Source organism: Haloprofundus marisrubri (genome assembly GCF_001469955.1).
Classification (GTDB): Archaea; Halobacteriota; Halobacteria; order Halobacteriales; family Haloferacaceae; genus Haloprofundus; species Haloprofundus marisrubri.
The window spans coordinates 37,172-62,120 of the sequence record NZ_LOPU01000011.1 but is presented as its reverse complement, the minus strand read 5'-3'; the positions used below and the strand labels follow the sequence as shown (position 1 = coordinate 62,120).

Annotated in this window: 20 protein-coding genes and 1 tRNA gene; 8 read left to right on the top strand and 13 right to left on the bottom strand. The window is 64.2% G+C overall.

The genetic code is table 11. The features are described from left to right. The first annotated feature begins 165 nt into the window (after positions 1–165). Complete coding sequence (locus AUR64_RS02100; RefSeq protein ID WP_155120474.1) at positions 166–1,152, top strand: hypothetical protein; 987 nt, start codon at positions 166–168, stop codon at positions 1,150–1,152. Positions 1,153–1,221: 69 nt separating this feature from the next. Here the strand turns inward: AUR64_RS02100 and AUR64_RS02095 are convergent, their stop codons facing one another. Further along, a complete protein-coding gene (locus tag AUR64_RS02095; RefSeq protein ID WP_058580296.1) occupies positions 1,222–2,526 on the bottom strand; it encodes an MFS transporter in 1,305 nt (434 codons plus the stop codon). Positions 2,527–2,654: 128 nt separating this feature from the next. Here AUR64_RS02095 and AUR64_RS02090 point away from each other — a divergent pair, with 128 nt between their 5' ends. Then, complete coding sequence (locus AUR64_RS02090; protein ID WP_058580295.1) at positions 2,655–5,651, top strand: FAD-binding and (Fe-S)-binding domain-containing protein; 2,997 nt, start codon at positions 2,655–2,657, stop codon at positions 5,649–5,651. Positions 5,652–5,746: 95 nt separating this feature from the next. Beyond that, a complete protein-coding gene (locus AUR64_RS02085; protein WP_058580294.1) occupies positions 5,747–6,934 on the top strand; it encodes a pyridoxal-phosphate-dependent aminotransferase family protein in 1,188 nt (395 codons plus the stop codon). 40 nt (positions 6,935–6,974) lie between these two features. On the opposite strand, the gene AUR64_RS02080 is transcribed toward AUR64_RS02085, so the two are convergent. From AUR64_RS02080 to AUR64_RS02065, 4 genes are all read right to left on the bottom strand, one after another. Next, positions 6,975–7,154, bottom strand: coding sequence for a hypothetical protein (locus tag AUR64_RS02080; protein ID WP_058580293.1), 180 nt, complete (start codon positions 7,152–7,154; stop codon positions 6,975–6,977). Beyond that, positions 7,151–7,486, bottom strand: coding sequence for a DUF7344 domain-containing protein (locus tag AUR64_RS02075; RefSeq protein ID WP_058580292.1), 336 nt, complete (start codon positions 7,484–7,486; stop codon positions 7,151–7,153). The genes AUR64_RS02080 and AUR64_RS02075 overlap by 4 nt, the downstream gene beginning before the upstream one ends. Before the next feature lie 230 nt (positions 7,487–7,716). Beyond that, positions 7,717–8,433, bottom strand: coding sequence for a hypothetical protein (locus tag AUR64_RS02070; RefSeq protein WP_058580291.1), 717 nt, complete (start codon positions 8,431–8,433; stop codon positions 7,717–7,719). A gap of 259 nt (positions 8,434–8,692) precedes the next feature. Continuing rightward, a tRNA-Lys gene (locus tag AUR64_RS02065) sits at positions 8,693–8,766 on the bottom strand. A gap of 396 nt (positions 8,767–9,162) precedes the next feature. On the opposite strand from AUR64_RS02065, the gene AUR64_RS02060 reads away from it, so the two are divergent. Then, the gene (locus AUR64_RS02060; protein ID WP_058580290.1) at positions 9,163–10,617 is read left to right on the top strand and encodes a DHH family phosphoesterase; all 1,455 of its coding nucleotides are present in this window, start codon (positions 9,163–9,165) and stop codon (positions 10,615–10,617) included. A gap of 1 nt (position 10,618) precedes the next feature. Here AUR64_RS02060 and AUR64_RS02055 read toward each other — a convergent pair whose 3' ends face one another. Next, a complete protein-coding gene (locus tag AUR64_RS02055; protein ID WP_058580289.1) occupies positions 10,619–10,909 on the bottom strand; it encodes a PRC-barrel domain-containing protein in 291 nt (96 codons plus the stop codon). 189 nt (positions 10,910–11,098) lie between these two features. On the opposite strand from AUR64_RS02055, the gene AUR64_RS02050 reads away from it, so the two are divergent. Further along, positions 11,099–11,713, top strand: a complete 615-nt coding sequence (locus AUR64_RS02050) for a halocyanin domain-containing protein (protein WP_058580288.1) — start codon at positions 11,099–11,101, stop codon at positions 11,711–11,713. A 62-nt stretch (positions 11,714–11,775) separates the two neighbouring features. On the opposite strand, the gene AUR64_RS02045 is transcribed toward AUR64_RS02050, so the two are convergent. Together AUR64_RS02045 and AUR64_RS02040 are read right to left on the bottom strand one after the other, a co-directional pair. Beyond that, positions 11,776–14,004 carry an LUD domain-containing protein gene (locus tag AUR64_RS02045; RefSeq protein ID WP_058580287.1) on the bottom strand — a complete coding sequence of 743 codons (2,229 nt, stop codon included), beginning with the start codon at positions 14,002–14,004 and terminating at the stop codon, positions 11,776–11,778. Next, positions 14,001–14,498 (bottom strand): LutC/YkgG family protein, encoded by a 498-nt coding sequence (locus AUR64_RS02040; protein ID WP_058580369.1) that lies wholly within the window; start codon positions 14,496–14,498, stop codon positions 14,001–14,003. The genes AUR64_RS02045 and AUR64_RS02040 overlap by 4 nt, the downstream gene beginning before the upstream one ends. Positions 14,499–14,649: 151 nt before the next feature. Here AUR64_RS02040 and AUR64_RS02035 point away from each other — a divergent pair, with 151 nt between their 5' ends. Beyond that, the gene (locus AUR64_RS02035; protein ID WP_058580286.1) at positions 14,650–17,844 is read left to right on the top strand and encodes an FAD-binding and (Fe-S)-binding domain-containing protein; all 3,195 of its coding nucleotides are present in this window, start codon (positions 14,650–14,652) and stop codon (positions 17,842–17,844) included. Between the two features lie 4 nt (positions 17,845–17,848). Here AUR64_RS02035 and AUR64_RS02030 read toward each other — a convergent pair whose 3' ends face one another. From AUR64_RS02030 to AUR64_RS02015, 4 genes are all read right to left on the bottom strand, one after another. After that, positions 17,849–18,982 carry a pyridoxal phosphate-dependent aminotransferase gene (locus AUR64_RS02030; protein WP_058580285.1) on the bottom strand — a complete coding sequence of 378 codons (1,134 nt, stop codon included), beginning with the start codon at positions 18,980–18,982 and terminating at the stop codon, positions 17,849–17,851. Between the two features lie 32 nt (positions 18,983–19,014). Then, the gene (locus AUR64_RS02025; RefSeq protein WP_071391192.1) at positions 19,015–19,800 is read right to left on the bottom strand and encodes a helix-turn-helix transcriptional regulator; all 786 of its coding nucleotides are present in this window, start codon (positions 19,798–19,800) and stop codon (positions 19,015–19,017) included. Between the two features lie 293 nt (positions 19,801–20,093). Next, a complete protein-coding gene (locus tag AUR64_RS02020) occupies positions 20,094–20,510 on the bottom strand; it encodes a GIY-YIG nuclease family protein (RefSeq protein ID WP_082230556.1) in 417 nt (138 codons plus the stop codon). 80 nt (positions 20,511–20,590) lie between these two features. Then, entirely contained in the window at positions 20,591–21,025 is a 435-nt protein-coding gene (locus AUR64_RS02015) for a DCC1-like thiol-disulfide oxidoreductase family protein (RefSeq protein WP_058580283.1), read from the bottom strand. Positions 21,026–21,112: 87 nt separating this feature from the next. Between AUR64_RS02015 and AUR64_RS02010 the strand changes: the two genes are divergently transcribed. Together AUR64_RS02010 and AUR64_RS02005 are read left to right on the top strand one after the other, a co-directional pair. After that, on the top strand, positions 21,113–21,592 hold the full coding sequence (locus tag AUR64_RS02010) for an SRPBCC domain-containing protein (protein ID WP_058580282.1): 480 nt from the start codon (positions 21,113–21,115) through the stop codon (positions 21,590–21,592). Positions 21,593–21,616: 24 nt separating this feature from the next. Further along, a complete protein-coding gene (locus tag AUR64_RS02005) occupies positions 21,617–23,950 on the top strand; it encodes a DEAD/DEAH box helicase (RefSeq protein ID WP_058580281.1) in 2,334 nt (777 codons plus the stop codon). A gap of 331 nt (positions 23,951–24,281) precedes the next feature. Here AUR64_RS02005 and AUR64_RS02000 read toward each other — a convergent pair whose 3' ends face one another. After that, positions 24,282–24,941 (bottom strand): hypothetical protein, encoded by a 660-nt coding sequence (locus AUR64_RS02000; RefSeq protein ID WP_155120472.1) that lies wholly within the window; start codon positions 24,939–24,941, stop codon positions 24,282–24,284. Between the last annotated feature and the right edge of the window lie 8 nt (positions 24,942–24,949).

Here is a 24,949-nt window from a genome sequence, read left to right as displayed (position 1 = left end):
ACATCGTGGGAGTCGTCCGGCGACCGGCCGATTTTCTGACCAGTATTAAAGTGATACTGTCTGACTAAGTTATATGTAGTGGACGCTCTACTAGCGACTGTGTCGCAGCGTATGCGGTCGATAGTCTTCGGAACTGACGAACGTTTGACGCGTTTAGCGGCCGTCGTGTCAGTCGTCTTCGCGGTCGGAGTCGTGACCTACGGGTTCGTCGACCCGACGGCGCTGGGCGGACTGACGCTTTTCTCGGTCCCGACGCTGCTCGGAACGGTGGTCGGCGTCGCCGCACTGACGCGCTACAGTGCTCGCGGCGGCGGTGCCGGCGGCGTGTGGATTGCGGTGTTTTCGGTAGCGTTCGCGCTGTCGCTGCACGGTCAGCAACTGCTCGGGGTCTCGGCCGGCATCGGCGACGTCTCGACGGCTACCGTTTTCGCTCGGGCCGTCGGCTACGCCGGCAGTCTCGCGGCCGTCGTCGGCAGTCTGCTGTTCGCCGGCGGCGTCGCCATTCGTCGCTACGAACGGTCGGTCTCACGTGGCGACGTGACGCCGTTGTCGTTTCTGCTGGACGTTCGGCGTGGCAGTGCGGCGAGGGAGTACGACTGGGTGACGGGTGCGCTCGCCGTCGTCGGGACGGCGTCGCTCGTCGTTGCCGGGGAGATGCTCCCGTGGAGCAGCGCCATCTACACCCTCGGCATCGCCACGCTGTTGTTCGTCGCATTGTACGCACAGATACGGAGATGGAAACCGACGAGTCGGCTCGGCGTACTCTCGCTCGGCGTCGTCCTGTTGGCGGCGCATCTCTCGCAGTTCACGCATCCGGCGCTGTTGAACGGCGTCGTCGTGGTACTCACACTCGCGGTGGTCGGCTACGCCGCCGCACAAGGAGAACACGTCGCCGTCTGCGTCGCTATCGGTATCGCGCTGTCGTCGCTACTCGGCATCGCGTGGGCGGCCCAGTCGGTGGGTGCGTCGTTCGGTGACGTGCTCGCAGTGAGCGTCGAACACGGCTTCGGCCCCGGTGTCGTCGTCGGCATCGTCGGCTACGCGCTCGGATGGGCCCTCCGACCCGACGAACTCAGTGGGGGACGGGAACACTCGAACCAGCAGGCCGACGCGTCGTCCCGAAGCGGACATAAGGCCGTTGGCGACGACTGAACGGGCGACTTTGCTGTTTTTTGGTTTCGGGTATTTCTGGTTTCTCCGTTCTCCCCGTTCTCAACCCTCTTACCACTCGGTCAGCGCACGAGCGCCGGTTCCGTTGTGGTAGACGAGGACGCCGAGCATCGTCAACACGCCCGTAATCGCGGACGCCCCGCCGACGTAGAACACCCACGCCATGCCGACTTCCGCCATCAGCCACCCGCCGAGCAGCGGGCCGATAACGCTGCCGGGTCGCCAGACGAGTTCGCGGATGCCGAAACTCGACGCGACGCCCTTCCCGCCACTGCCCTCGTCGGCAAACAGCGCCATACTCGCCGGTTCGCGGAAGCTGTCGGCGATGCCGAGCAGTCCCGAGAGGACTGCCAGCGGAAGGAACGCCGGGGTCAGCGGGCCGAGAAACGGCAGGTCGGTCGGTACGCCGAAATACGTCCCGATTTCGGGTGAAAAGGGTACAGCGAGCGCGATGAGACCGTAGAGGCCACCGCCGAAGAAGACGAACAGCGCGCGGCCGTAGCGGTCAGAGAGTCGACCCGTATGCGGTTGCAGGAGCATGTTACAGAACTTCTCGGTGGTGACCGTGACGCTCACCGCCAGCGCCCCGTAGGCCAGTCCGCCACTGGCCATGGAGACACCCGCGTAGATGGGAACCCACGTCCGGACGAGCGTCACGGCGACGGCGTACTGGGCACGGAAACTGGAGATGGTGACGATGCGGCGGTTGAGCGCGAGGTCCGAGAACGGAAACCCCTTCACGCGAGTCTTGTCGGGCGAGACGAAAATCCAGACGATACCCGTCGCAACCGAGAGCAACACGACGATGAGCGAGAAGATGGGCGTGAAGCCGAGCAGTTCGTACAGCGCACCGGCGCTGAGACTGCCGAGCACCGACGCCGCGAAGTTGGCGGCGTTGGCCTTGCCGATGTGGTTCGCGCGGGTTCCCTCGCTGGCGAGTTCGCCCACCAGCGACAGCGACATCAGCGACGCACCGGTGACGGCGACGCCCTGTAGTGCGCGAGCGAGAATGAACAGCAGACTCGCACCGGGGACACTGGTGTCGATGAGTGGGAACAGCGCGTACGCGACGATGCCGACGAGAAGCGACCCCAAGAGTACGTACCGCTTGTCGAAACGGTCGCCAGCCCACGCCAGCGGGACGACGGCGACGGTCTGCGCGAGCGTAAACCCGGTCGTGTACATGCCGATGACGAACCCGGCGCTGAGCGTGAGGCCGAGAATCGGGACGGCGAAATCCTGCGGATTCAGGAGGTCGATATACTCCGGGAGGAGCGTGATGAGCGTGATGAACCCGAACCCACCGGCGAACCGCGTGAGATAGAGTCCGTAGAACTGGAGTCGCTTGGATTCCACGGAGAGGGATGGGGTAGACCGGTGAAAATGCGTTTCGATTCGTAGGTCACTGGCGTACCCACCCCGGTTTCTCGCTACGTGTGAACAGCACCCATGGTATATACATCGCTCTGCTGTAGGCACCCGTAATGGCGGTCGACGAGCACCCGACAGTCGAGGCGTTCGAGACGTATCTCGCGTCCGGGCCGGACGTAGCACCCGACGTGGACGAGTACGCCGCGTTCGCGGCGGCGCTCCGTGAAGCCCTCTCCGGCGAGGTACGGTTCGACGAGTACAGTCAACTGCTGTACGCGACCGATGGAAGCATCTACCGGGCGCGGCCGGCGGGCGTCGTTCTCCCGCGTACGGTCGAAGACGTGCAGGAAACAGTCAAACTCGCCGCCGACCACGACGTTCCGATTCTGCCTCGCGGTGCCGGGTCGTCGCTGGCGGGGCAGGCGGTAGGACCCGGCTGTGTCGTTCTCGACTTCTCGAAGTACATGGACCGCGTGTTGGATATCGACCCCGGGGCCAAACGCGCACGAGTGCAACCCGGCGTCGTCCAAGACGACTTCGACGACGCGCTCGCACCCCACGGACTCAAGTTCGCGCCCGACCCGGCCTCCTCGAATCGGGCGACGGTCGGCGGCGGCATCGGCAACAACTCGACGGGCGCACACTCGGTTCGCTACGGCATCACCGACGCCTACACCGAGGAACTCGACGTGGTTCTCGCCGACGGGTCGCTGATTCACACGAGAGATGTGATACTCGACAGCGAGGAGTGGCGAGCGTTGGTGGAGAAAGACGACCTCGAAGCCCGTATTTACGAGACGGTCAGGCAACTGGTCGAGGAGAACAGCGAGGAGATACAGTCTCGATATCCCGACCTCAAGCGCAACGTCTCGGGTTACAATCTGGACAAAGTCGTCCGGGAGCGAGACGACGGCGAGCAAGTCATGAATCTCTCGAAACTTCTCGTCGGCGCGGAGGGAACGCTCGGCGTCGTCGTCGAAGCCGAGTTGTCGCTCGTGACGAAACCCGAGGAGACGGCGCTTGCGGTGTACTGCTTTTCGGACCTCGTGGACGCGATGGCGGCGGTTCCCGCGGCGCTGGAGTTCGAGACGAGCGCCGTCGAACTGATGGACGACGAGGTGTTTCGGCTGGCCCGCGACTCCGGCGAGTTCGCCGAGTACGCCGCGCAGATGCCCGAAGGCACCGCGGCGGCGCTCATGCTGGAGTTCGACTCGGAGCTACACGACGACTTTCCCGCGGCTATCGAGCGGACGAACGAGCGCTTCCTCGTCGACGGCGAGGCGTTCGACGTGGTCGAGGCGTACAGCGACGAGGCGCAGGGCCGACTCTGGAAACTCCGGAAGGCGGCGATTCCGCTGCTCATGTCGCTGCCGGGCGACGCGAAGCCGTACCCGTTCATCGAGGACGCGACAGTGCCTCCGGAAGAACTCGCCGAGTACGTCTCGCAGTTCGAGCAGGTGTTAGACGACCACGAGACCTCGGCGGCGTACTTCGCGCACGCGGGCGTCGGAACGTTGCACATCCGCCCGATTCTCAACCTCAAAGACGGCGAGGATATCGAGACGATGCGGTCGATTTCCGACGCCGTCACGGACCTCGTACTGGAGCATCACGGCTCCTTTTCGGGTGAACACGGCGACGGCCTCGCGCGAACCGAGTTCAACCCGAAGATGTACGGCCCGCAGTTGTGGGCGGCGTTTCAGGAGTTGAAGACGGCGTTCGACCCCGACTGGCGGATGAATCCGGGGAAAGTCGTCTTCGAAGACGACAATCCGACCGACATGCGCCAGTCGCTTCGCTACGGTTCCGAGTACTTCTCGACGGAGTGGGAGACGAGTCTGGACTTCGACGAACACGGCAGTTTCTCGGAACTCGTCGAACTCTGTAACGGGTGTGGAACCTGCCGACAGACCGGCAGCGACACGATGTGTCCTACCTATCGAGCGACGCGCGACGAGGCGGCGACGACTCGCGGGCGGGCGAACCTCCTGCGGGCGGCTATCACCGGCGAACTTGACGAAGAGGAACTGTACTCGGAGCGATTTCAGTCGGAGGTGTTGGACCTCTGTATCGGCTGTAAGGGCTGTGCGAACGACTGTCCGACGGGCGTCGACCTGGCGAAACTCAAAGCAGAAGTCAAACACCAGTACCACGAGCAGGAGGGAAGCGGCCTCCGAGAACGGCTGTTCGCCAACATCGACCGTCTCGCTGCGGTCGGCAGCGCGACTGCGCCGGTGTCGAATCTCGCGCCGAAGCTACCGGGCGCACGTCCACTGCTGAACCGAGCGCTCGGGCTCGCTGCGGACCGCGAGTTGCCGAGATTCACTCGCAACTCGCTCGAACGGTGGTTCGACGCGCGTGAGCCGAAAGTCTCTATCGAAGAGGCCGACGAGAAAGTCCTCCTCTTCCCCGATACGTACACGAACTACGTCTACCCCGAAGCGGGGAAAGCCGCAGTTCGAGTGCTGGAGGCTGCGGGCGTCTACGTCGAACTCGCCTCCGACACGGTTCCGAGCGGCCGAGCGGCGTACTCGGGCGGGTTCGTGAGTCTCGCCCGCGAGCGGGCGGCCGAAAACGTCGCTGCGCTCCATCCGTACGTCGAGAAGGGCTGGTCGGTCGTGTTCGTCGAACCCTCAGACGCCGTGATGCTGCAAGACGAGTACACGGACCTGCTCTCCGGCGACGACGTGCTGCAACTGGGCGCGAACGCCTACGGCGTCCTCGAATATCTCGACACCTACCGATTGGCCGAGCGACTGGCGTCGCCGGCGGTCCGCCAACGCCTCACGTACCACGGCCACTGCAACCAGAAGGCGTTGAACAAGGACCACCACGCGGCGAACGTCCTCCGGAGCGTCGGCTACGACGTCGACCACCTCGACTCTGGATGCTGTGGGATGGCCGGGTCGTTCGGCTACGAGGCCGAACACTACGGACTCTCGCAGTCTATCGCCGACATCCTCGTCGACCAAGTCGACGACAGCGACGGCGACACCGTCGTCGCATCCGGTGCGTCGTGTCGGACACAACTCGGCGACAGAGACGACGTGGACGACCCGGCACACCCCGTCGAACTCGTCGCGGCCGCGCTGGAGTACGCGGGCAAGTAGCCGAGTCGGAGAGAATTGAAACTCAACACGCGAAGAAGCGGCATCGTGTGACGACCACCCATGTCTTTTTCTCGCAGTCGGTGAAACCGAGAGGTATGTCCGACGCGCCCGACGTGGACGAACTGACACCGCCGCAGCGAACACTGATGGGACCGGGGCCGAGCGACGTGCATCCGCGCGTGCTCCGGGCGATGAGCACGCCGCTGGTCGGCCACCTCGACCCGTCGTTCATCGACATCATGAACGAGGTACAGGAGCTGCTTCGCTACACGTTCCGCACCGACAACCAGTGGACGATTCCCGTCTCCGGGACTGGGTCGGCGTCGATGGAGGCGGCCATCGGCAACCTCGTCGAACCCGGCGATACGATGCTCGTGCCGACGAACGGCTACTTCGGCGGCCGGATGAAGAGCATGGCCGAGCGAGCGGGCGGCGAGGTCGTCGAAGTCGAGGCCCCGTGGGGTGAACCGCTGGACCCCGCCGACGTTCAGGCGGCGTTCGACGAACACCAGCCAGATATCTTCGGCTTCGTCCACGCCGAGACGAGTACCGGCGTGCTCCAGCCGAACGTCCCGGAACTGACCGACATCGCGCACAGCCACGACGCATACGTGGTCGCCGACACGGTCACCTCCTTGGGTGGCGTCGAGTTCCGCGCCGACGAGTGGGACGTCGACGTGGCGTACTCCGGTCCGCAGAAGTGTCTCTCCTGTCCGCCGGGAGCGAGTCCGTTGACGCTGAACGACCGGGCGATGGACAAAGTACTCTCGCGCGAAGAACTCACTCGCTCGTGGTATCTGGACCTCTCGCTGTTGGAAGGCTACTGGGGCGACGACCGGTCGTACCACCACACCGCGCCCATCACGAACGTCTACGCGCTGCGTGAGGCGCTTCGACTCGTCGCCGAGGAAGGAATCGAAGAACGCTGGGACCGCCACCTACGCGTCGCTGGGGCGCTCAAATCGGGGGTCGAGGCGATGGGACTGGAGATGAACGCCGCCGACGACTACTGGCTGCCGAGTCTCAACGCCGTTCGCGTCCCCGACGGGGCCGACGACGGCGAAGTCATCTCGTATCTGCTCGAACAGTACGACCTCGAAATCGCCAGCGGACTCGGTGACCTCGACGGCGATATCTTCAGAATCGGCTGCATGGGCCACTCGGCGAACCCGAAGAACGTCACCTACCTGCTCGCGTCGCTGGCGGACGCGCTGGACGCACAGGGGGTCGACGTCGACGGCGACGAAGCACTGGACGCCGCAGCCGCGCAGCTACGCGGATAGTTCGGGTGTTCGACTCGGGACAAAACAGAGCGCGACGGCGCTACGAAGCGCGGTCGCCTAACTCGTCGACACTGTCGCCGGTCATCTCGGACAGTGCGCTACTTTCGCTGCCGCAGGGACAGCCCGATTCGGTACCGATTATCTGGACCGACCCATCGTCGGGCTTTCTGGCGGCGTAGACGCTGTTGCACTCGTGGCAGCGACACAGCGTCCGATTCACTGCATCTGCACCTCTGCTGCCTCGACGACGGCGAGTGCGTTCGCCGTTGACGGCGTCGAGGTGACGACCCGGTCGTCGGCGTCGTACGTCACTAAACCGGCGTCGTCGAGTTTCGGGAGATGCGTGTGGACGAGCGAGAGTTGGAACGTCTCGGTGTCACTCTCGTCGGTCTCGTCGGCCAGCATCTTCGCCAGTAGTTCGACTGGGTATCTATCGTCGGCCTGTTCGACGACACCGAGAACGCGGCGGCGGCGTTCGTCGGCGAGGGAGTCGAACAGCTCTGTGTGCGTCTTCTCGTTCTCCGCGTCAAGCGGAGTGTGTACGCTGGACATTGTGATTCACCATGGAGTACATAGTTACTCTGTAAGCGAACCACGTATGAGGGCGTGACGGGGCCGTGTCACGATGACAAAGCGCGGTCGTTTCCCCAAACACGTGCTGTGTTAGGGTGTACGCGTACTGTGTAATTGTGTGTCGTCCAACCCATTCTCACTACCCGACACTTATGAACCTATTGCTTGTTTAGTTTGAGACCGTATTGAAATTTTGCACGTGCGGCGTCTCAGAGTTCGATTTCGGAGAGGTCAGCTTCTAACTCGCCGACGTGGTCGTTGTACGCGTCGACGAAGGCGGCGAAATCGTCGGCGTGTTCGCGGACGTCGGGGGCCGACGGCGGTTCGTACTGCGAGACGAGATACGTGCCACCCTGTCCGCCGACGCGAAGGTACGAGACACGCGAGTTTTCGCGTTTGAGTTCCCAGCGCGCGCCGTTGACGCGCGCCGAAAACGTCCCGTAGTCGGTTCCGTCGTAGCGGTGGAGTTCGCCCGCGATGGCGTCGGCGACGTCGCGGATGCGTTCGACGAGGCGGTTCCGTTCGGTGACGACGGACTCCGTTCTCTCTATTTTCGGGAAGTCGCTTCGGACGTCGTCGAGGACGCCTTCCAGCGACCGGACGTAGCGGTTGTACGACTCGACGAACGCGTCGTAGTCGGTCATCGCGCGGTGGAGAGCGGACGGTTCCGGCGGTTGCTTCGTCGAAACGACGTACACGTCGTCGCCGGAGCGGCCGCTGAAGCGGAGATACTCGAGGTCACCGGCCTCATACTTCAGTGTCCACTCGCCTGCGTCGGTTTTGAACGCTCGCTGACCGTAGTCGCCCCCTTGGAGGAGTGCGAGTTGCCGGGCGATTTGGCCGGCGTGCGAGCGGACCGCTTCGACGGTGTCGTCGCGGTCGGCTACGATGTCGTCTGTGGAGTCGGCGTCGGGGAACTCGGTCACGGTGATTCGGGTAGGTGAGTGGTGGGTATAACCACTGCGTGTCGGGTGTGAATGAACCGGAGGGAGTGAGCGAACGCGACGCGGTTGCGAGTGTCGCCCGGAACTTGAGTAAAGCGGACGGACCGATGGGATTTGAACCGCTGACACTTCGCTCCCTGCGGTCGCTCGTGTCTTGGTTCAAATCCTCCGTGACCGTTTCGCTCCTCACGAATGACTCGCACACGCTACGCGGTGCTCGTCGGTTGGTTCGTCGCAGAAGCGGGCCGGGAGGGATTTGAACCCCCGACCGACGGATTAAGAGTCCGTCGCTCTCCCTAACTGAGCTACCGGCCCTCATCACCACCTTTCGAGGGTACGCTAAAAGGCGTTTCCTTTCGAGGTGGCGACATCGCCGTAGACTTGGGCGTTTCGTCGGATATCCCCCGTGAGCGACTCGCCGAACACGAACCATGTTAACATTAGTCATACCCAATAATTTAGCTGGATGGTTCAAGAGTGCTCGACCCTTCGATACAGGTGGCGAGCGGGTGTCCGTTCGCTCGCTCTGCGGCGGCCGTGGCGCCGGTGTAATTGTGTGTCATCTCGCCACGGCCGTCGTTACAGAGCTGGTGTGTCAAGGCCACGGTGTTCTCGTGGTCACTCTCGTTCCCGGAGCGGCGCGTCCGAGATACGTCCGCAGGGAGACAAACGAATGCTGTTAAGTGCCGTCCGCGGGTAGATGAGATACTGATGAGTTCTGAGGTCAGCATCTCCTCGATGTCTACGTACGCTATCTTGGGATGCGGGAGCGTCGGGCATGCCGTCGCGGACGAACTCGCGGCCGGAGGAAAGGACGTTCTCATCCTCGACAAAGACGAGAGTCGCGTCGAGGCCCTCCGCGACCAAGATTTGAACGCGCAGATACAGGACATCCGGGAACCGGAAGTCGCGTCGGCCATCGAGGACCGCGACGTCGTCCTCATCCTCTCGTCGGACGTCGAGGCGAACAAAGCCGCCGTGTCGGCGATTCGAGAACGCGGCGGCGACCAGTTCGTCGTCGTCCGCGCCTCCGACCCCGTCTCCGAGGACGAACTGACCGAACTCGGTGCGGACGTGGTCATCAACCCCTCGACGGTCATCGCCGACTCGGCGCTGCGCACGCTCGAATCCGGCGAGTTGGAGTACAAAGCCCGGCAGTTGGCCGACGTGCTCGTCGCCACCGACGGCGAGTTGGCCATCCTCACCCACGACAACCCCGACCCCGACTCCATCGCCAGCGCCGTTGCGCTGAAACAAATCGCCGAGGAGTACGGCGTCGACGCCGACATTCTCTACAACGGCGACATCGGCCACCAAGAGAACCGAGCGTTCGTCAACCTGCTCGGTATCGACCTGTTGTCGCGCGACGAGGCTAGGACATTGTCACAGTACGGCGCTGTCGCACTCGTCGACCACATGAAGTCGGGCGATTTCGACGTGGAAGTTCCCATCGACATCTTCATCGACCACTACGAACCCGACCGGGAGTTCGACGCGACGTTCACCGACGTGCGCCCGAACGTCTCCTCGACGTCGACCATCCTCACGAAGTACATCCAGGAGTTCGACCTCAGCCCCAGCGAGGAGGTCGCAACGGCGCTTCTGTACGGTATTCGCGCGGAGACGCTGGACTTCAAGCGAGACACCACGCCCGCGGACCTGACGGCGGCGGCGTATCTGTACCCCTTCGCCAACCACGACACGCTCGAACAGGTCGAGTCGCCGTCGATGTCGCCCGAAACCCTCGACGTCCTCGCCGAAGCCATCCAGAACCGCGAGGTTCAGGGCAGTCACCTCGTCTCGAACGCGGGGTTCATCCGTGACCGCGAGGCGCTGGCACAGGCGGCCCAACACCTGCTGAATCTCGAGGGAATCACGACGACTGCGGTGTTCGGTATCGCCGAGAACACCATCTACCTCGCCGCGCGCTCGAAGGACATCCGGATGAACATCGGCAACATCCTCCAAGACGCGTTCAAAGACATCGGCGAAGCGGCGGGCCACTCCACGCAGGCGAGCGTCGAGATTCCGCTCGGCATCTTCACCGGCATCGAGACGAGCGAGGACAACCGCGACACGCTGTTGGCACTGACCGAGGAGGCGGTGCGACGAAAACTGTTTCAGGCGATGGGCGTCGAGGGCGGCGAGAGCGGAAACGGCAGCTAACTCAGACTGCGACTTCGGTCTCGTCTTCCGGTTTCTTCAGGCGTTCGATGACGTCGTTGATGAGGATGACGTCGCCGACGGCGCGGACCCAGCGGTAGGGGATGAGCACGCCCTTCCCGCGTTGGATACGACCTTCGAAGAGTTCTCGGTTCAGTTCGGCGAGTGCGAGTCCCGTGACGACCTCTTGGTCGAGGTCGAGGCGAACGTCTTCGACTTCGCCGACGTACACGCCGTTGTTGGAGTAGACCTCCCGGCCGACGAGCGTCGTGATTTCTTGTGGCGTCCCGTCCATACTCGCCCTCATGGATGCCCGGGTCTTTAATGTTCGTAGACCGCCAGCGTCGGCGTCGCACGCCGGACGGACGCTCGTCTGACGACCCCAAAAAGAGTCAGTATCACGGTTTGTTACTCGTTGCCGTACTGTTCTCACGCGGTGAATCTCGGAGTGAACGACTTTTGTCCGGACGCCGTTAGTGGGGGCGTGACCCGAAAGCAAGCCAGTGACGACCGACAAGACGCCCTCCCAATGGTCTCGCGGCGAACGACCCTCCGTGCGGCCGGCGCAGCCGCCGTCGGTGCCGTCACCGCGCTCGCGGGGTGTGCGACCGGTGGGGCAGAACCCGACGGAACGCCGGCGGACATCGAAACCGGCAGTACCGACGAGTCGACCGAGACCGACGCGCCCGAAGAAACCGAGACAGAAACCGCCGAACCGACGGAGACGGCGACCGAAACCGAGACTTCGTCCGTGGACTGGGAGTCGTGGTTCGCGCCGACCGATAACCACGACGGGTTCGAAGACCACACCGGCGAGAGCGAAGTGACGGTGATGGTCGGTGCGGACGGCATCGAAGGGCCGCACGCGTTCGAACCCACGGCGATTCACGTCTCGCCGGGAACGACCGTCGTCTGGGAGTGGACCGGTGGCGGCGGCACTCACGATGTCGTCGACGAAGCGGGTGCGTTCAAAAGCGAACTCGTCGCCGACGAAGGCCACACGTTCGAGCAGACGTTCGACGAAGTAGGCGCGACGCAGTACTTCTGCACTCCGCACAAGGCGATGGGGATGCGCGGCGGCATCATCGTCGAAGAGTGACCGAGCGCGTCGTGTTACGCTAGAGAATACGACTTCGGCGACGTGACGTACCGCGGGACGACTCAGCGCAGTGCGACGAGTTCGACCGGATGCTGCGTTGGCCGCGACAGCAACGCGTCCAGTTGTTCGAGACAGGAGGTCCCCGAGGCGACGACGGTTCGTTCGGCCACGTCGCCGGCCTCGAACTGCTCGCGGATGGGTTCGCCGACGTCCATGCTCAGTTCGTAGTACTCGGATTTGTAGCCGAACGACCCGGCCATCCCGCAGCACTCCGTCTCCGAGGTGACGACGTCGTAGCCGAGGTCTTCGAGCACCGCGACGGTGTACGATTCGAGGCCGAGCGTCCGCTGCTGACAGTGGCTGTGGTAGGCGACGCCGGTGTCGGACTCGTCGTATCCGGGCGTGTCGGCCCCCGTGAGAAGCGTCGATTCGGCTCCGGCGTACAGCAGTCCGTAGACGTACTCCATCACCTCGTAGCTGTGCATGTCGAGCCGTTCGAACGATTTGGGCGCGAGGAACTTCTCGTACTCGCGGCGGAACATCGCCAGGTCGGAGGGTTCGACGACGACGACGTCTCTGTCGGCGTCGATGTGTTCGGCCAGCGCCGCGTACACGTCGTGGGCGTGGCGTTCGGCCGTGGACACCATCCCCTGCGAGAGCGGTGCGCGTCCACTCGACGGCGCGTCGGGGACGACAACGTGGACGCCGAGCGCTTCGAGCGTATTCACCGCCGCCTTCCCGCGTTCGACGTGGACGTGGTTCGTGTACAAGTCAGGATAGACGACCGCCTCCCGGCGCGCTCTCGCCGCCGGCACTTTCGAACCACCTCGTGCCTCGAACCACGCACGGAACGTCTGTCGGCGGAACTGCGGGAGTTCGCGTCGTGGGTCGATACCGACCGTCTTCGCCAGCAGTCGCCGCGCCGGACGCGTTCCCGCCACCCAGTTCGAGACGGGGGCGGTCGCACTCCCGAGTTTCGCAATCGTGGAGAAGTTCCCGAAGAATCGCTTGCCTAAGTCGAGGCCGCCGGGTTCGGCGTCGGGCGTCAGCCCCTCGACGAGGAAGTCGAGTTTTCCGCTCTCGCCGCGGTTGATGCGGTCTCTGACGACGGTGTTTATCCACGGAATGTCGATTTTCACCGGACAGGCGTTCACACAGCGTGAACACCCAGTACAGAGGTCGTTGAACTCCGCGGCGGTGTCCAAGCCTTCGATACCGGCTTCCCACCCGGTGGCGATGCCGCCGGAGTACGTCTCACCGCCGAAGACGTGCCCGCCGACGCTCTGGAAGTTGCCACAGGAGTTCGCACACGCCGAACACCGGATGCAGTAGAGCGTCTCCTTCAACTGTTCGTCCTCGCGCATCGCCATCCGGCCGTTGTCGACGAGGACGAGGTGGAACTCGCGGTCCACCTCACCGTCGGCCATCGGCGTGTCCGGCATCTCGAAATCGACCGTCGGCGAGTCGGTCGGCGGCGTGAAAAGTGAGATATAGGAGGTGATATCCTGACCCGTGCCGGAGCGGCCGATGAGTTCGGCGAACGGCTGAAAGTCGGTCACCGAGGGGACGATTTTCTCGACGCCCGCGACGGCGACGTGCGTGTCGGGGACGACGACGGATTTTCTCGCGTTGCCCTCGCTCGTGACGAGCATCAGAGTCCCGGAGTCGGCAGCGATGAAGTTCGCGCCGGTCATCCCCACGTCGGCCTCAGCGATACGCTCGCCCAGTTTCTCGCGGGCGAACATCGTCAGTTCCTCGGCAGTTTCGAGCGACTCTTCTGGATTGAACGTCGCCTCGAACAACTCGGCGATTCCCTCGCGGGATTTGTGGATTGCGGGCGCAACGATGTGTGAGGGCGCTTCGTCTGCCAGTTGCAACACCCACTCGCCGAGGTCCGTCTCCACCACGTCGATGCCTGCTCCTTGGAGTTCGTCGTTGACCTCCAGTTCCTCCGTCGTCATCGACTTGCTCTTGACGAGCGTCTCGGCCTCTCTGTTCTCGGCGACGTCCCGAATATAGCGATTGGCGTCGTCAGCGTCGTCGGCGACGTACAGGTGGCCGCCGTTGGCTTCGACCGACTCGCGTAACTGCTCGACGAGTTCGGGCAGGCGCTCGATGGCGTCCTCCTTGATGGCGCGGGCGCGGTCTTTCAGTTCCTCGTACTCGTCGAGGTTCTGGACCGACTCGTACCGGCCGGCGTTGAACCCTCGCGTTCCTTCGGCGACGGCGTCGCCTTCGGTGGCCAAGAAGTGCCGGATTCTCGCCGCTTTCTCCTCACGGGTCGAACTCATTCGAGCACCACCACGTGGACGGCTTTGGGTCCGTGTGCGCCCTTTACGAGCGCACCCATGTCGGCCGTCGCACTCGGCCCCGTGGCGACGACGGCACTGTCGCCAGCGGCGGTCCACTCGGCGAGGCGCTCGAACGCCTCGGGCATTCCTGCCACGACGTCCTCGGCGCGGACGACGGCGACGTGGACGTCGGGAAAGAGACTCACCTGTTCGGTAGCGTCGGGTGTCGCGCGAATCACGACGCTTCCGTAGTCGGCGACGGCGAGTTCGGCGGCCGTGACGCCGGTTTTCGCCTCGCGCAACTCTCGGGGCGTCGGTCGAGTCCGAATCCAGTCAGGGAGTGAAGAACCGTCGAACGGCAGCGGTGCGCCGACGACTGGGTCGAGCGTGACCGACGCGAGCGTCTCCTCGAACGCCTCGGGTGTGGTCCGCGTCGAGTCGACGTCGAGTCGCCGCAGGGACTGTTCGAAGGTCGATAGCGTGCCTGCACTCATGTCACCACCTAGCGTGGGCGGTTTCATTGTGTTTTCGGTTGTTACGAGTGTGAAACGAATAGAGAGCTGCAGAGAATCGACCGACGAGCACGCGGAAACCGTCCTGCCGCCTCCCGACGTTTATAGTACGGTACCACACAACACATAGACAATGGCATCTCACTCCTCGCCGTCTCCGCCCGAGGATTCACCGGGGGACGCGGACCCCGCAGCGGATGCGGCGGCCGACTACGACTATCAGAGCGACGACGTCGACCGACCGGGTGTCGTCCGTGACCTCGAGTCGCGCGTCGACGGCGACGTGCGGTTCGACAGTTACACCCGACAGCTGTACGCGACGGACGCCTCAGCCTACGAGATGACGCCGGTCGGCGTGGTGTTTCCGACCTCGACTGCCGACGTAGCGGCGGTCGTCCGCTACTGCGCCCAACGCGAGATTCCCGTCCTCCCGCGCGGCGGGGGGACGAGTCTCGCCGGTCAGACGGTCAACGAAGCGGTCGTCCTCGATTTCAGTCGATACATGGACGGCGTCGTCTCTATCGACCCGAACGGGGAGAAGGCGACGGCGCAGGCGGGGGCGATACTCGGCGAACTCAACGTCGAACTCGCGCCGCACGACCTCAAGTTCGCTCCCGACCCGGCGTGGGGTGACCGGAGCGCCATCGGCGGCGCTATCGGCAACAACTCGACGGGCGCGCACTCGCTGAAGTACGGCAAAACCGACTACTACGTCGAAGCAGTCGAAGCCGTCCTCGCCGACGGCACCGTGACGAGATTCGGCGAGATTGCCGTCGACGAACTCCGCGAGAAAGCCGACCCGGAATCGAGCGCTTGGGGCGAGTCCGGCCCCGAGAGCGACCTTTTGCCACGAATCTACGCCGAAGTCGTCCGCATCCTCGACGAGGAGAGCGAGGAAATCGACGAGCGCTACCCGGAGTTGAAGCGCAACGTCTCGGGGTACAACCTCGACATGCTCGTCGACGAGGCCCGCGGCGAGCGTCGCACGCCGGACGACTCGGGCGTCGACCCCGACAGCGAGGAGGGGATGGTCAATCTCGCGCGTCTGCTCGCCGGGAGCGAGGGAACCCTCGCCGTCGTCACCGAAGCGACCGTCTCGCTGGAACCCGTGCCGAACACGAAATCGGTCGCGCTTCTCACCTACGAGAGCGTCGCCGACGCGATGGAAGACGTCGCGCCGATTCTCGAACACGGCCCCGCGGCCGTCGAGGTGATGGACGACGTGTTGCTCTCACTCGCCCGCGACACCGCAGAGTTCGCCGACGTAGTCGGGTTGTTGCCCGATGGAACCGACTCCGTCCTGCTCGTCGAGTTCTACGCCGACGACGACGACCACGGCCGCCAGCAGGTCGCAGACCTCGTCGCCGACAGAGTCGACAGGGAGTTGTCGACGGCCGACCCTTCGCCCGGCGCAACCGAAAGAACAGAAAAAGAGCGGTACGCCGTCACCGCGATGGAAGCCCACGACGCCGACACGATAGCGAAGTTCTGGAAGATGCGCAAGTCCGGGCTTCCCATCCTCCTGTCTCGGACCTCCGACGCCAAACACATCGCCTACATCGAAGACACCGCGATTCCCGCCGAGAATCTTCCGTCGTTCGTCGCCGACTTCCAGGAGATTCTCGACGAACACGACACGTTCGCCAGTTACTACGCCCACGCCGGCCCGGGCGTTCTCCACATCCGCCCGCTGACGAACACCAAGACGATAGACGGACTCGCGGAGATGGAGGCCATCGCCGACGCCGCGACGGACCTCGTCGTCGAGTACGGCGGGTCGGTGTCGGGCGAACACGGCGACGGACGCGCGCGCACCCAGTGGAACCGGAAACTGTACGGCGACCATCTCTGGAACGTGTTTCGTGACCTGAAGACGGCGTACGACCCCGACTGGATTCTGAATCCGGGCAACATCTGTGGCGACGTCGATATGACCGAGAACCTTCGCTTTTCGCCCGACTACGAGTTCGACGCCGGCTTCGACCCGGCGCTGAACTGGGAGAACGAGAACGGTCTGCAGGGGATGGTCGAACTCTGTCACGGCTGCGGCGGTTGTCGCGGCGGGCAATCGACGGTGGGGGGTGTGATGTGTCCGACGTACCGCGCCGCCGACGAGGAGAGTCTCTCTACGCGGGGCCGGGCGAACATGCTCCGACAGGCGATGAGCGGCGAATTGAGCGAGGAAGAACAGTTCGACGTGGAGTTCATGCACGAGGTGATGGACCTCTGTATCGGCTGTAAGGGCTGTGCGAAAGACTGCCCGAGCGAGGTCGATATGGCGAAACTCAAAGCCGAAGTGACCCACGAACACCACAAGCGCCACGGGGCGAGCCTCCGTGACCTACTGTTCGCCAACATCGGGACACTCTCGTCGCTCGGGTCGCGGTTCGCGCCGCTGTCGAACTGGGCGACGAAAGTCCCGGGCGCGCGGACGCTCGTAGAGAAGACGATAGGAATCGCCGCCGACCGGACGCTGCCGACGTTCCACGCCCAACCGTTCGCGGCGTGGTTCGACGAACGCGGCGGGGCACGGGTCCCCGAGTCGCAGGCGCGCCGAAAGGCACTGGTAGTACCCGACACGTACACGAACTTCAACCACCCCGACGCCGGAAAAGCCGCCGTGAGAGTGCTCGAAGCCGCCGGCGTCCACGTCGAAGTGCCGAGCAACGTTACCGACAGCGGTCGACCGGCGTTCTCGAAAGGGTTCCTCGGCAAAGCCTCCGATATCGCCGAGTCGAACGTCGCCGAACTCGCGCCCAGCGTCCGAAACGGCTGGGACGTGGTCGTCGTCGAACCCTCCGACGCCGTCATGTTCCAGTCCGACTACCTCGAGTTGCTCGCGGACGCACCCACGGAGGCGACGGAGCCGACGAAAGCCGAAGAGCGCGCACCCGAGGAGACGCCCGACAGCGATGTCGGCGTTGTCGCCGCCGGGACCTATGGCATTTTAGAGTACGTCGACACGTTCCGTCTCGACGAGGAGATGAGCTTTGCCGACGGCGGGACGCCCAGATTCCTCACCTACCACGGCCACTGCCACCAGAAGGCGACGAAGAAAGACCACCACGCCGTCGGCGTGCTCCGACGGGCGGGCTACGAAGTCGAACCGCTCGACTCGGGATGCTGTGGGATGGCCGGGTCGTTCGGCTACGAAGCCGAACACTACTCGATGAGCGAGCAAATCGGCGGGATTCTCGCCGAGCAGGTCGAACAGACCGGTGGCACCGTCGTCGCGCCGGGCGCGTCCTGCCGGACGCAACTCGGCGATTTGGCGACCGACGAGGAACCGCCGCACCCCGTCGAAACGCTCGCCGAGGCGCTGAGTTAGTCGGCTACAGTTCGTCCAACACCGCGCCGAAAGCGTCGAGACCGGCGCCGACCTCCTCGGGTGCGCGGCCGAGCGAGAGTCGAAACGACGCGGTGTCGTCGAAGAACCGGCCGGGAACGACGAGGATGCCGGCGTCCCACGCCGCCGCCGAGACGACGTCGCCGTCAGCAGCGTCGTGCGAGACGAACGCGTAGCTACTGCCGTCGTGGACTTCTCCGGAGAGGTCCGACCGCTCGGCGACGAACGTGGCGAGTCGGTCGTGGTTTCGCGCCAACATCGCTCGTGCGTGTTCGGTGAGAGTCGCCTCGTTGTGGAGCGCTCGCCGGGCCAGCGCCCGACTCGGCGAGGCGACGGCCGGAACGTGCAGCAGCGCCTGTCGAGCGCGTGCGACGAACTCGGTGGGACCGACGAGCCACCCGATTTTGAGTCCGCCGAGTCCGTAGAACTTCGTGAGCGACCCCGTGACGACGGTGTTTGGAAGCCCTGCCGCCGTGACGCCGCCGAACGGTCGCGGACCGTCGTTCGGTCCGGTCTCCTGCCCGTCTTCCGCCGAGACGAACGGCGCGTACACCTCGTCGACGAGAAGGTACGCTCCCGCGTCGGCGACGTTCTCGGCCAGTTCGGCGAGCGTCTCGCGGGGGGCGAGACGGCCGCTCGGGTTGTGTCGATTCGTCACCGTCACGAGCGCCAACTCGTCGTCGAATGCGGCCGACACTCGCTCGGGGACGAGTCTGTATTCCTCGGACGCCGGTCGGGCGAACCGGCTGACCCGCGCACCGAACGCCCGCGGGGTTCGGACGAGTGGCTGGTAGCCGGGGCGTTCGACGAGCACCTCCGGCGACTCGGCCGTGTTGGGACCGTCGCTCGCGAGTCCGAGCGCAGTCGCTACGGCCACCAAGTTAGCGTGTGTCGCACCCGCGGTGACGAGGACACGGTCTTCGGAGACGCCGTAGCGGGTCGCAATCTGTGTTTCGAGCGTCGTCTCGGCTGGTGGGTCGTCGATGCCGTCGAGGACGGCCGGCACCGTCTCGGAGGGTGGTGAGGACGCCGTTCGTCGGAGGTCGCTAGAGCCGAGGTCGAACGTCGCGGCCGCCGGTCGACCGACAATCCAGTCCAGATACGGCATCGGTGGGAACATCTGCGCGCATCTACGCAGGGCACCCGAAAGAGCTACTGGTCGGACCGAATCGGCATAGCCGTCGCCTCGGTCCACCACTTCTCGAACACCGATTCGGCCCATTCGACGGCGGCGGAACTGTCGTTGCCGATGAACGCGTACGCGCCGGTGTCGCCGTACAACAGCGCACTCACCTTGGGACCCGTCGGCATCTCCGCGCAGACGAGGCTGTACGGCGGGGTCGAACTCGTCTGTCTGATGTGGAGTCGGCCGGTCGAGAGCGCCTCCTGTAATCTCTCGTCGTACACGGAGACGAGACGTTCGACGACGGCCTCGGAGAGCGCGAGTTGGGCGCTCATCCCCTCGTCGGTGATGCGGTCGTGGTAGATTTCGACCTGTTGTGGAAGGACTGCAGGACCGATTGCTCGAACGCGGTTGGCCCCGGAGACCACCTCACCGTAGCGGGTGACCGGTTCGTGTGGGGAGTGTTTCTCGGCGTAGACGACGTCAGCGCCGTTCAGAAATGCCGTCTCGAACTCGGTGTTCGGGTGGAGGGTGTCGAGTGCGTCCAACGATTCGACGATACCGTCGAGACGCGACGTAAACGAGTCGTACTCGGTGAGGACGAGTTCGCCGGCGAGCGTCCGTCGGTAGCCGTTGTCGGTTCGCTCGACCAGTCCCTGTCCTTCGAGTTCTCGAATCGCTCTATCGACCGTCGAACGCGAGACTGAGAGCTGTGTGACCAGTTCTGCCTTTCGGGTCCCCTCGTCGAGTGCGCGGAGGACGTTCCCGCGCCGAGCGACGGCCGCCATTATCTCTGAGGGACCCAACTGACTCATCAGGTAGTGAAGCCCGGACGATAAACAAAAGCGTTCGGATGCGACATATAGTATATAAAAGACCGACGGATTTATATATTTACTGTCGCCGAATGCAGAGAACCAACGACAGGTGATGTAAATACACCCCCTCTCGTAGCATTCGATGCCGGGGTGCCTCTGACAACCGGCATTTCGTCGGCTACCGGCTCTGCCCGGACTGGTGGCCGACGGGGGGGAGATTTCGGTTCGACTGGCGCGCAAACCTGCCCGGATTGCCCGCCGGTCACCGTTTCTCCCGATGTCTCATCGATTCATTTCTCCGAGCCCACAGCATCTTGGTGCGCTCGCATCGCTGCCCGCCGAGCGGCGTCGACGGTCGGCCACCGCGCGAGATGCGACGTACACTCACAGTCCGACGACCCGAAGCCGGGTATCGGTCCGTCACCGAGTGCGGCCGCGACGGCGCACTCGACGTCTCGCGGCGTGGTGACGACGTCGCGCACCGACGCTTCTGGATGGCCGAGCAGGTAGTCGACGTGCCAGTGGCGAACGTCTCGCTCGCCGGAAGCCACCTCGCGGTGTCTATCGACACGAGCGAACCCGCCGGTGCCGAGCGCGCTGCCCGTGTAGGTGTAGCCGCCGGCGAGCACGTCGACGGCACCGAGCGCACCGACTTTCAGCCGAATATCGCTTGTCAGTTCGACGACGAGCGTGTACGTGCCGCCGATAGCTGTTTCGTCGGCGTCGATGTCGCCGGAATCGGTCTCCTCGACGTTCGCTCCGTTCCGGTTCCTCCCGGGGTCGTCGGTCACGCCGACTCCAGTTCTTCGGGACGGTCCGCTGCGGCGGCGACGAGCGCCTCGAACTGTTCGCGCGCTTCGTCGGTCAACGGGTAGATGTCGTGAACGTCGGCAGGGTCGCGACCGCGGTCGCTGGCCGCGCCGACGGCAGCGGCGATGCGGTCGTAGTTGTCGCCGACGAGCGAACTGACGATATCGGGAGTTCCCGCTCTGTCGGCGAGTTCTTCGGCCGCGGAGCGACCGGCGTACGCACGACCTCGGCGGGCGTCGACGAGCACCATCGCAAACGGCGTGTCGCCGAACTGCGCCTCCAAGGCGTCTTGGGCGGCGTCGTCGTACCACGAAATCGCGCCGATATCGTCGAGTCGACGGAGCGCGCGGGCGGCGACGGAGCAGTACGGACACTCGCCGTCGTAGATGAGCACCGCGTCGTAATCGGCCATATTTGAGGTTAGGACCGGCGGAACAAAACCCCGTTGACCACCGCCTTCGGCGAGGAGTCTATGTCTCTTCGGTCCTAACCCGCGGCGATGACACGGCAGGTCGAAGCCACCATCGACATCGACGCGCCGCCCGAACAGGTGTGGGACGCGCTCGTCGGGTTCGAGGAGTACGGCGCGTGGAACCCGCTGGTTCGACGCATCAGAGGGCGGCCGGAAGTCGGTGGGCGACTGAACGTCCTGCTCACGCAGCGACGGATGCCGCCGGTGTTCACCCGACCCGTCGTGAGCGCCGTCGTCCCCGAGCGGGAACTGCGGTGGACGACCGAACCGCCGATTCCGGGCGTCATCGACGCCGAACACGCGTTTCGGCTCGACCCCAAGGGTGAGAGGACCCGATTTACCCAGCGCGAGTGGTTCCGCGGTGCGCTCGCGGACGTCGTCGTCGACCGCCTCGGCGACCGACTGGTAGACGGATTCGACGAGATGAACCGCGCACTGAAACGGTACGTAGAAGGCCGACAGACGGTCGAGATAGCGGTCTCAGAGGGAGACCACCGCAACCGTTAGGCGCGTCGGCCACCGACCGCGAGTGTGGACGAGTTCATCGGGTGGCTTCGGGACCGGCCGTACTATCAGGGACAGATAGCCGACCACCGGACGGTCCCGGCGCGGAACCCCGAGTTCGCCGATATCGACCTCGAACCCAGACTCCAGTCGGCGCTCGAATCCCGAGGCATCGACCGTCTCTACCGCCACCAGGCCGAAGCGGTCGACGCCGTTAGAGACGGGAAAAACGTCGTCTTGGCAACACAGACCGCGAGCGGGAAGAGTCTCGCGTACACTGTGCCGGCGTTCGAGCGCGCGATGGACCACGGCGGACGGACGCTGTATCTCGGTCCGCAGAACGCACTCGTCGCAGACCAAGCCGAAACCTTAGAGGAACTCGCTCGGGACCTCGGCTTCGGCAGTCGCGTCTCGGTCGCGCAGTACACCGGCCGGCTCTCACAGTCCGAAAAACGAGACGTACGGGACCGCGCACCGACCGTGTTGCTGTCGAACCCCGACATGCTTCATTACGCGCTGTTGCCGCACTCACACCGGCTCTGGGAGTGGTTTTTCTCCTCGCTGGAGACGGTCGTTATCGACGAGGTTCACGGCAATCGAGGCGTTTTCGGCAGCCACGTCGCGTTGACGCTCCGGCGACTCAACCGCATCTGCGAGCGGTTCGACGCGGACCCGCAGTTCGTCTGCTGTTCGGCGACCATCGGCAACCCCGTCGAACACGCCGCACGCATCACCGGGCAGGAGGAATCGTCGTTCGCGTTGGTCGACGAAGATACCGCGGCGACGGGCGAGAAACACTGGGTGCTGTGGAACCCGCCGGAGTACGAAAGTCAGGGTCAAAAAAGCGGGCGACGCAAGTCCAATCACACCGAGACGAAGAGCCTGTTCGTCGATTTGGTGGCCAACGACTACCAGACGCTGGCGTTCACCCGCGCCCGGCAGGCCGCCGAGCGGTACGCGACCGACAGCAGCAAGGAACTCCGTCGGCGCGGAGAGCGTGACCTCGCGCGACGAGTGCAAGCGTATCAGGCGTCGCTCAAGCACGACACTCGAAGGGATATCGAATCGCGGTTGCACGACGGCGACCTCAGGGGTGTGTGGAGTACGAACGCACTCGAACTCGGCGTCGACGTCGGCGGACTCGACGCCGTCATCCTCGATGGCTACCCCGGCACGCGGATGTCGGCGTTCCAGCAGGCGGGGCGGGCAGGCCGCGGTTCGGACGCGGCACTGGTCGTTCTCGTCGGCGGCGAGGACCAACTCGACCAGTATCTGCTGCGGAACCCCGACGAGTTGTTCGAAGGAAATCCCGAAAAAGCGGCGTCGGACCCCGAAAACACCGAACTGCTCCCTGACCACGTCGCCTCCGCGGCGGCCGAAAACTGGCTTTCCGTCGACGACGAACGCGTGTTTGGGCCGCCGTACCCCGATATCGTCTCCGACCTCGAATCCTCGGGCCGACTGGACCGCCGCGACACGGCGCAGGGAACGAGGTGGATTCACAGCGGCGAGGGGAGTCCCCAACACTCGATGAGTCTCCGGACCATCGAGCGCCGCGAAATCGACCTCGTGGTCCGCGACCGAAACGAGGTGGTCGCGTCGCTGTCCTTTTCGGACGCACTGCGCGACGCACACCCGGGCGCGGTGTACCATCATCAAGGACAGTCGTACGAAGTAATCGACCTCGATTTGGAACGCGATACCGCCGAGTTGCAGGCGACGTGGGCGGATTACTACACACGCGTGCTGACGGACAAGGACATCGTCGTCAACGAGGATATCTTCGAGAAACCGCTGTCGGCGCGACCCGATACTGCTGTTCGATTCGCCGACGTGACGATGACGGAGCAGATAACCGGCTTCGAGCGCCGCGACCCGAAGCGTGGCGAAGCCATCGGCCAAGAGGGGTTGGACCTGCCGGAGACCACTCTCCGAACCAAAGCGTTGTACTTCACGGTCCCCGGCGACGTCGAACGCGAGATGCGCGAGGCGGCCGGCGACTGGGGGTTCAACGGCGGCATCCACGCCGCCGAACACGGGATGATTTCGCTGTTCCCGCTCACGTTGCTCTGTGACCGCGCGGACATCGGCGGCCTCTCGACGCCGTACCACGACCACACCGGCCAGAGCACCATCTTCATCTACGACGGCTATCCGGGCGGCGTCGGTCTCACACGCGGCGGCTACGAACAGGTGGAGACGCTGATGAAGCGGACCGCACGTCTCATCGACGACTGCGACTGCGCCGACGGCTGTCCGGCCTGTGTCCAGTCGCCGCACTGCGGCAATGCGAACGAACCGCTATCGAAAGCACCAGCGGTTCAGTTGCTCGACTCGCTGACCGATGGTTCAGATAGCTGAGATTTGAGTCGGCGACACGTCGGGTCGATACGCTCGTGAGTCGTCATTTAGGGCGGAGTCACGGAGGCTCCGTTACCCGGTTTTGCGACTGTTCAGACTGTTTTCGCGGTTAAAAGGTGAGGTCGACGCGTCGACTGTCGAGTGCATGGCACGACAAACGGTGTTGTCGACCTCCAGAAAGTCGTGCTTTCTGAACAGTCATAAGTCTTTATAGAATACAACGGCGTCTGACGTACTCTCCATCGACAGGTAACGACAACCGCCAAATATCTCCAGATATCCGGACGGATTTTACACCATTTGAACAGAATAAACAGTATGTTTGAACGTCCTAAACGGCCGAATCCGACGCATCCAGCATCGTCTCGAACGAGTCGACGCGTTCTCGAATATCGTCGAGTCGCTCGCGTGCGCTGTCGGGTCCTTGATACGCTTCGAGCGACCGAAGGCGGTTCTCGATGCCGACGAGGAGGGCGTCTATCTCGTCGTCCCAGTCTGCGCCTTGGATGTTGGCGAACAGGTGGACGAACATCCACCATCCGGCGGAGACCGCAGCGTCGTCGTCCGCGACGGCGGGAACCGGTCCGTCGAACGTCTCGTACCACTCCTTGGCGGCGCTGGTGGCGAGAAACGGCGCGTGCGCCGCGACGTCGGGTCTGTCACCCGCGAATCGGTCGGCGGCGATGCTTTTCGCATCCGTCTCTTGGGCTTCGACGCACCACGAGTCGACGAACGACGACTCTCGGAGGTCGTTCCACCGGTCGCGTTCGTGGTCGACGACGGTCTCGAATTCGCCTTCGATTGCCATGCGTATCTCGCCGCCGGGCAAGTCGGGGTCCGCACCGTACCGGAATGCGCGGATTCGGTGGTCCGCGGAGAGTTCGGCAGAGTCGTCGAGGCGGTCCATCGCGGGGAAGACGTACTCGCGGAGCAGGCGAACTTCGTCGTCGGCCGTCGGAACCGAGAAGACGACCATCGCAATACCGGGCATGGCAAAAA